General features: G+C 46.4%; 6 protein-coding genes. 5 read left to right on the top strand and 1 reads right to left on the bottom strand.

Annotation, left to right across the window (positions count from 1 at the left end; genetic code table 11):
* Positions 1–231: 231 nt before the first annotated feature.
* Positions 232–2,658 carry a TylF/MycF/NovP-related O-methyltransferase gene (locus tag JGK39_RS31990; RefSeq protein WP_293298791.1) on the bottom strand — a complete coding sequence of 809 codons (2,427 nt, stop codon included), beginning with the start codon at positions 2,656–2,658 and terminating at the stop codon, positions 232–234.
* A gap of 108 nt (positions 2,659–2,766) precedes the next feature.
* Between JGK39_RS31990 and cobA the strand changes: the two genes are divergently transcribed.
* The 5 genes from cobA to JGK39_RS31965 form a co-directional block, all read left to right on the top strand.
* Positions 2,767–4,335, top strand: a complete 1,569-nt coding sequence (gene cobA / locus JGK39_RS31985) for a uroporphyrinogen-III C-methyltransferase (RefSeq protein ID WP_293298788.1) — start codon at positions 2,767–2,769, stop codon at positions 4,333–4,335.
* Positions 4,336–4,527: 192 nt separating this feature from the next.
* Positions 4,528–4,719, top strand: coding sequence for a DUF2281 domain-containing protein (locus tag JGK39_RS31980; RefSeq protein WP_293253490.1), 192 nt, complete (start codon positions 4,528–4,530; stop codon positions 4,717–4,719).
* Entirely contained in the window at positions 4,706–4,990 is a 285-nt protein-coding gene (locus tag JGK39_RS31975) for a type II toxin-antitoxin system death-on-curing family toxin (RefSeq protein WP_293253487.1), read from the top strand. The genes JGK39_RS31980 and JGK39_RS31975 overlap by 14 nt, the downstream gene beginning before the upstream one ends.
* 336 nt (positions 4,991–5,326) lie before the next feature.
* A complete protein-coding gene (locus JGK39_RS31970) occupies positions 5,327–6,517 on the top strand; it encodes a tetratricopeptide repeat-containing serine protease family protein (protein WP_293253484.1) in 1,191 nt (396 codons plus the stop codon).
* An 87-nt stretch (positions 6,518–6,604) separates the two neighbouring features.
* Positions 6,605–6,740, top strand: a 136-nt coding sequence (locus JGK39_RS31965; protein ID WP_293253563.1) for a Uma2 family endonuclease, incomplete at its 3' end; no start/stop codon positions are given.

Below are 6,740 nucleotides of genomic sequence, written 5' to 3'. Positions count from 1 at the left end.
TAAGGCTAACACTGCATAATTTCAGCCCAAAAGCGTTTGGCTTCCAAGTTTTCACAACTGATAAAAAAATCCGACCCACATCTGCGGAATGTGGGTTATTAGGGAGCTTTAGATAATAGGATGAAGAAGGACTAAAGTCCTCACTACGAACCTGGTTTGATCGTTCGGACTTCAGTCCTTCTTCATCCCAGAGAGAGGACTAAAGTCCTCACTACGAACCTGGACTTAATATTACTTCAACTTTTGAAACCACACTCCTGTTTCATCAATAGTATGCAGAGAAAATGACTCGCCTTTCATCCTCTCAAAATCATGTATTGCTTGCTTGCAACCCTCCCAGTGTCCGTAATCATCTATTTGAATAAGACCGCTAGCAATAACGCTGTCATAAAGCGTATTAAATATATCCATTGTTGACTCGTACCAATCTCCATCAGCGTGCAGAAATGCAATACTTCCTATGGCTGACTTGTATTTGGGTAAAGTCTCGGCGAATAATCCCTTAACCGGTACAACAATATCTGTAACTTGCAGCAATTCACAGATTTTATCCAAATTTTCACTAATTGCAGCTTGGAGAGTTCCTTCGCCAAAATTGGTGAGATTTCCAGGTATTCCCTGAGGTTTATCAATCTCAGTAGGTGCGGGCATTCCTTCAAACGTATCAAAAGCATACAGCACTCTCGGACGGCGGCTGTAATGTTTAATTACAAATGCGATTAACGCCGCTGAACCGCCTTTACAAGTTCCGCATTCTACAAAATTTCCCGGCAAATCTTCCACACATATTTGCTTGGTCAAACAATACAGAGAAAATAGTCTCGATTCGCTAAGCAGCGTGTAGGGGCGCACAATTGACAAGATATTTTTAAAGTTTGCAGGAAAAGTTTGCACTGACGATTTGCTGCTGTCAATAAGTGTCTGCCAATTTTCCTGTTGTAGGGCTGGCAATTTCAGTTTTGTAAACTCTTTTTTAACTGAAATACCGCTGACTGAATAACCGTGCAAATGAGCTGGCAAATTCCATGAAATATTGGGATCTGGTTGATGTTTTACAGGCTCGACATTCCCCCGCCAAGCAGCCCCCATAATTTGCATTGTTTGATATATTACCGTTTGCCATCCCTTTTGTTTCAAGTAATCCAAACCCTTAGCCACAGCGGGAGCAGCTAAATCGTGAAATAAAATTATTGCATCTTCTTCTGCCAATTTTTCGCAGGCGATCGCATCATTTAACGGCCCATCACCTTCGTGTTCTCCGTCAATAAAAATTAACGACCATTTGCGGTTCAAATCCTTTGCTAATTGCTCTACTCTCTGAGGGCTGTAACCGGGTATTAGTGTCACGGAAGTTTGCACGCCAGAGGCATTGAGAGCGCCTTGAATTGAATCGATCGCGCTTTGTCTAATATCTTCTCTTTCTAAGAGCGGATCGACGACATCTAACTCAACTCCGGCGAGGGCTAAATGACAAGCAGACCAACCCAGCCAGCAGCCGATTTCTAAGGCTTTTTTACCTGCAAATTGCAGGGCTGTATTGTAAAGGATGTGTGCTTCGTCGCGGCTGAGAAATCCGACTGAACTAGCACGGCGATCGACATACCAATTGTGCTTGATTTCCCGGCGCAGATACGGCCACGGACAAGTATTAGTATCGCCCACAATCATGTTGGGAAAGTACGCATCGGGGAGAATATTTTTTAGTCCGGGCGAGACGTAATCTCCGGTGGGTAACAAAGTATTGTTTGTGATTTCAGATTGTGGTTGTACTGATTTTAATTGTGGGGATACTGGCTGTTGGATCGGTTGGTAGCGGAGACTAATTTCTATTTGATTGCCGTCGGTTGTTGCTATTTTTACTAAGTCGTGCTTGTGACCGGTGATGTGCAGAATGCCGATCGCCCCGTGCGGCAAATACGGCTCCACAAAACAAGCTTGCTGCTTGTCCCAGACGGGCAAACCGAAGTTGCAACTCCAGTTGCAGCCCGCCGGCAGCATCTCCGTGCGATCGAACATTTCAGTACCGTAAACCAGCCGATTTAAGGCTATTTGGTCAGTCATCAAAGAAACGTGCCGCTGCAATCCCTCATCCAGATATTGGGCCCAAAGTTCCCAATGCGGCGCATCTTTGTGCAGGGCAAAGATACCTGCATTGATAGTTGGATAGCTGTGCAACTGTTTGGCAACTTCTTCCCCAAAAGCGGCTTGATAATCGCGATAAACAAATTCCCAGTACCAAGGCAATTTGCCGTAAGCTAAATAATAGCCTCTATCTAATTCGGGAACAACTGCCAAACCCCGTTTTGCAGCGCCTTTTACGAATAATTCCACAGCTTGCCAATCCTGCACCCAAGCATCAGCATCTATCCACAGATAGATGTCAAACTTGGGGAAGTAACGGCGCAGAAACGGACGGGCTAAAAGTCCTTTGAGATAGTGAGGCGCTTCATTTTTGCCGGGAAAGTTGAATTCCCAATCGGGTTTTTGAATGATATTAACTTGTGTTTCCAGCCACTGCAACTGTTCGGGAGTGCAGCCGAGATCGAAAAAGCCGATCGCCACATTAGCGCCCTCTGGTTTTTCCCGCACCGATAAAATAGTACCTCGCACCAGTTCAAAGTAATTTGCATCGGCGGCCGTGATGGTGATAATCTGCATAAATAGCTTGTATTCTAAAATAAAATGCTGACTATACTGTAGGGTGCGCATTGCGCACCTTACTATAGAGTAGCAATATTAATCAAATTATACTATCGAGGATGACTTATGAAAAACTCAAAAGGAAAAGTTTATCTAGTCGGTGGGGGGCCCGGAGATTGTAACTTGATGACAATGCGATCGCAAAAACTGCTCTCCCAAGCCGAAGTCTTAATCTACGACGCCCTCATCGACATCCCGCAGCTCGAATTAATCCCAGCAACTTGTCGGAAAATAGAAGTCGGGAAACGCGGCGGCAAACCTTCCGCCCAGCAGCAAGAAATTAACCGCTTGCTGGTAGAACACTGCCAACTAGGCAAACAAGTAGTGAGACTTAAAAGCGGCGATCCGTTTATTTTTGGTCGCTCCAGTTCCGAGATTCAAGCATTGATAACAGCCGGGTGCGAGTTTGAAGTCGTGCCGGGAATTTCTTCAGCCTTGGCCGCACCTTTACTAGCAGGAATTCCCCTCACAGATCCGGTGATGAGCCGCTGTTTTGCTGTGATGAGCGCCCACGAACCGGATGCGCTAGAATGGCAAGCTTTGGTGCGGATAGAAACTTTGGTAATATTGATGGCAGGACGCAATTTAAATGAGATAATTTGGCAATTGCAAAAACACGGACGATCGCCCGAAACTGCGATCGCCATTATCCGAGATTGCGGCCGCCCCGAACAGCAAATCTGGATCGGAACACTCTCCGATATTGTACAGCAAACAACAGGTGAATCTCTATCGCCTTGCGTCATGGTCATTGGCGAAGTAGTCAGATTGCGCGAATTTTTAATCCAGCCCGAAAGCACAAACATGAGCCATACACCTGTCACCGCTAACCACAGCCAACCGCTAGCCGGAAAAACGATTTTAGTCACCCGCGCAGCTTCTCAGTCAGGTCAATTTAGCGATCGGCTCCAGCAACTAGGAGCCCGCGCGATCGAAATGCCAGCCTTGGTAATTGGCGCCCCTTCGAGTTGGGAACCGTTGGATAGCGCGATCGGCCAATTGTCAAGCTTTCACTGGTTAATTCTCACTTCCCACAACGCCGTAGACTGGTTTTTTCAGCGATTGCAAGCAAAAGGCAAAGACGCGCGGAGCTTGTTTGGCATTAAAATAGCAGTAGTTGGGAAAAAGACAGCAGAAAGTTTGCGATCGCACTCGCTACAACCAGACTTTATTCCACCCAACTTTGTCGCCGATTCCCTAGTCGAAAACTTTCCCGACAACTTGCAAAACTGCAAAATCTTATTTCCCCGAGTAGAAAGCGGCGGGAGAGAAGTTTTAGTCAAAGAATTCACCGCCAAAGGAGCGCAAGTAATCGAAGCACCAGCTTACCAATCTTGCTGTCCCGAAACAATCGATCCGATCGCCCTAGACGCACTCCAGAATCAAGCCGTAGATATCATAACCTTTGCCAGTTCCAAAACCGTACACAACTTTTGCCACCTGATCGAAACAACTCCCGAATTTTCCTTGTCTGAGGATTGGCTAGAAAGCATTTGCATCGCATCCATCGGCCCGGAAACCTCCAAAAGCTGCCAGAATTTATTGGGCAAGTTAGACCTAGAAGCGACAGAATATACGTTAGATGGGTTGACTGAGGCGATCGTCCAATGGGCAACAAAACATCAAAATTTATAACTTTCCTCTTCAGTCTGCGGAGGCAGACTTCGTTTGTATAGACGCGGTTTCAACCGCCGTTTTCATTTTTTCGGGCCGAGGCAGAGCCTCTGGATCTCGGTTCCAAGGCAGAGCTTTGGAACCAGTTAATCTATAGGTCGCAATAATTTGATGAATTAGGATAAAATGGTTGTAAAATAACTAGGAGAAAACATGACCGCAAAAGACCAACTTCTGCAAGAAATTGACCAAGTACCCGAACCGATGTTAAAAGAAGTGCTTGAGTTTGTACTAGCCCTCAAAGCAAAACATCCTGAAAAATCCGATAAAAGTGATGTTTGGAACGCTTATCTAGCATCTAAAAAAGAACGAGAGGAGGTTTACCGTCGCCTTGCAAACTCCTAGATTTATCTCCCTAGATGAAGTTCTAGAACTTCATGAAGACCAAATTTCTAGCTTTGGCGGCACTTCCGGCGTTAGAGATGAAGGCTTGTTAGAGTCAGCGTTGGCTCAGCCTCAAGCAACTTTTGGCGGTCAACTTTTGCATCCAACAATTAGCGAACAAGCAGCCGCCTATCTCTATCACCTAGCAATGAATCATCCATTTATTGATGGTAATAAGAGAACCGCTTTTGCCGTGGCAGATACCTTTTTGCGTTTGAATGGTTCACGCTGAATTTGACGGACGATCGAGCTTATGATTTAGTCATGCAAGTCGCACGGGGAACGATGACTAAGGAAGAATTAAGCACCGAATTCGAGTCAGGTATTGTTGCGTTTTATTAACAAGTAAGTTGGGGAACATACGTTGAGATTAGGAAGGTGCGCAGTGCGCACCCTACCACTGAGTGTCGAGATAGGGAATCGCGGAACAAAATAGCGAGTAAAATTATCAGTAAAGAACAAAGCCGATCGCCGATCGCGTCAAAACATTAATCAAACTAAAAACCCAAAAAGCCCAAACCACCGCCAGCAGCGAACTCCCATACCCAACTACAAATTAGCAACAGCCATGAATATGAATTTTTCTCGTTATGACACCTTAAGCACCTTGCTAGCAGGAACCACCGCAGCCTTAACCATCGTCATCAGCCAACCGGCGATCGCCAAAACTCCCCAAGAAGTAGCCAGCATCGCCGGGCCGCTGACAGTACAAATCAATAGTTCCCTCGGAGACGGTTCCGGGGTAATTATTGCCAAAAACGGCAAAAGTTACACAGTTTTAACAGTCAATCACGTCGTAGAAAAAGCAGACGTGAAATACACAGTTCGCACGTCGGCGGGCAAAAACTATCCAGCCACCGCCGTCACCCGCTTGCAAACAGCCCCAACAGATCCGGATTTAGCAGTAGTAAAATTTGAAAGTCCCGAAGAATATCCAGTGGCGACGATCGCCGATTCCGACAAAGCCGTCATCGGCACTCAAATCTTCGTTTACGGCTATCCCGCTACGGGCGGACTCTTCGGCGCCGAACGAGAACCCGAAATGTCTCCCGGACTCGTTACCAGCCGCCCGCGCGATCGCCGGGAAGGTTACACTTTGCGGTATCAAGCCGTCACTTGGAGCGGCATGAGCGGCGGGCCAGTTTTTGACTCCGAAGGCCGAGTCATCGGTTTGCACGGACAAGGCGAATTCGGTTTTGCCCAAATCAGTTCCGGCGAAGTCGCACCAATTAAAACTGGATTTAATGCAGCAGTTCCCATTAATACATTTATCGCCAAGTTAGCGGCTGCGGGAATCAACAAATCCGAGTTAAAAGTAGACAATACTCCCACAACTAGCGGCCCGGTATCCACCGCAAATCCGCAAGATGCCCAAGCGTATTATTTTCGAGGGCTTTCGCGCTTAGATCGGGGAGAGGCTTGGGAGGCGATCGCCGATTTCAACAGAGCACTCGCTTTCAATCCTAAATACAGCCCAGAATTGCATTTTAATATCGGCAATGCCCGTACTTTCATTACCGCCAGCTTGCCCCAACCCGAACCCACCCGCGGTTCCACCGCTATTCAAGCATACACGCTGGCGATCGATGCCAATCCCGGTTTTGCCGACGCCTACTACAACCGAGCTTTAGCTTACCTGACAACAGAAGAAAAACCCAAAGCAATTGCCGACTTTCAAAAAGCAGCAGAACTTTACAAGCAAGGCGGCAGAACAACTGCATATCAAGACGCCCTCAAGCGCCTCCAACAATTGCAGTAGAATTAGAAGTTAAGAATTAAGAATTAAAAATGAATCATCCCATTTTTAGTTCTTAATTTAGTTCATACACACAGCAGGTAAATAACAATGACTGCTATCACCTTAAATCTCAATTCCGTTGTCCAACTAACTTCCGAACAGTTTTATCAACTGTGCGAAGAACACCCAGAATTGAAACTAGAACGCAACGCCAACGGAGAATTAATCGTCATGCCGCCAACCG

Origin of the sequence: Microcoleus sp. PH2017_12_PCY_D_A, assembly GCF_020738565.1 — a bacterium.
GTDB lineage: Bacteria > Cyanobacteriota > Cyanobacteriia > Cyanobacteriales > Microcoleaceae > Microcoleus.
The sequence above is the reverse complement of the archived record's forward strand: the minus strand, read 5'-3'. Positions and strand labels throughout refer to the sequence as shown.

Excerpts from the sequence above, each read along its gene's own strand:
- JGK39_RS31990 (WP_293298791.1), bottom strand. The coding sequence starts at position 2,658 with ATGCAGATTATCACCATCACGGCCGCCGATGCAAATTACTTTGAACTG.
- cobA (WP_293298788.1), top strand. The coding sequence starts at position 2,767 with ATGAAAAACTCAAAAGGAAAAGTTTATCTAGTCGGTGGGGGGCCCGGA.
- JGK39_RS31980 (WP_293253490.1), top strand. The coding sequence starts at position 4,528 with ATGACCGCAAAAGACCAACTTCTGCAAGAAATTGACCAAGTACCCGAA.
- JGK39_RS31970 (WP_293253484.1), top strand. The coding sequence starts at position 5,327 with ATGAATATGAATTTTTCTCGTTATGACACCTTAAGCACCTTGCTAGCA.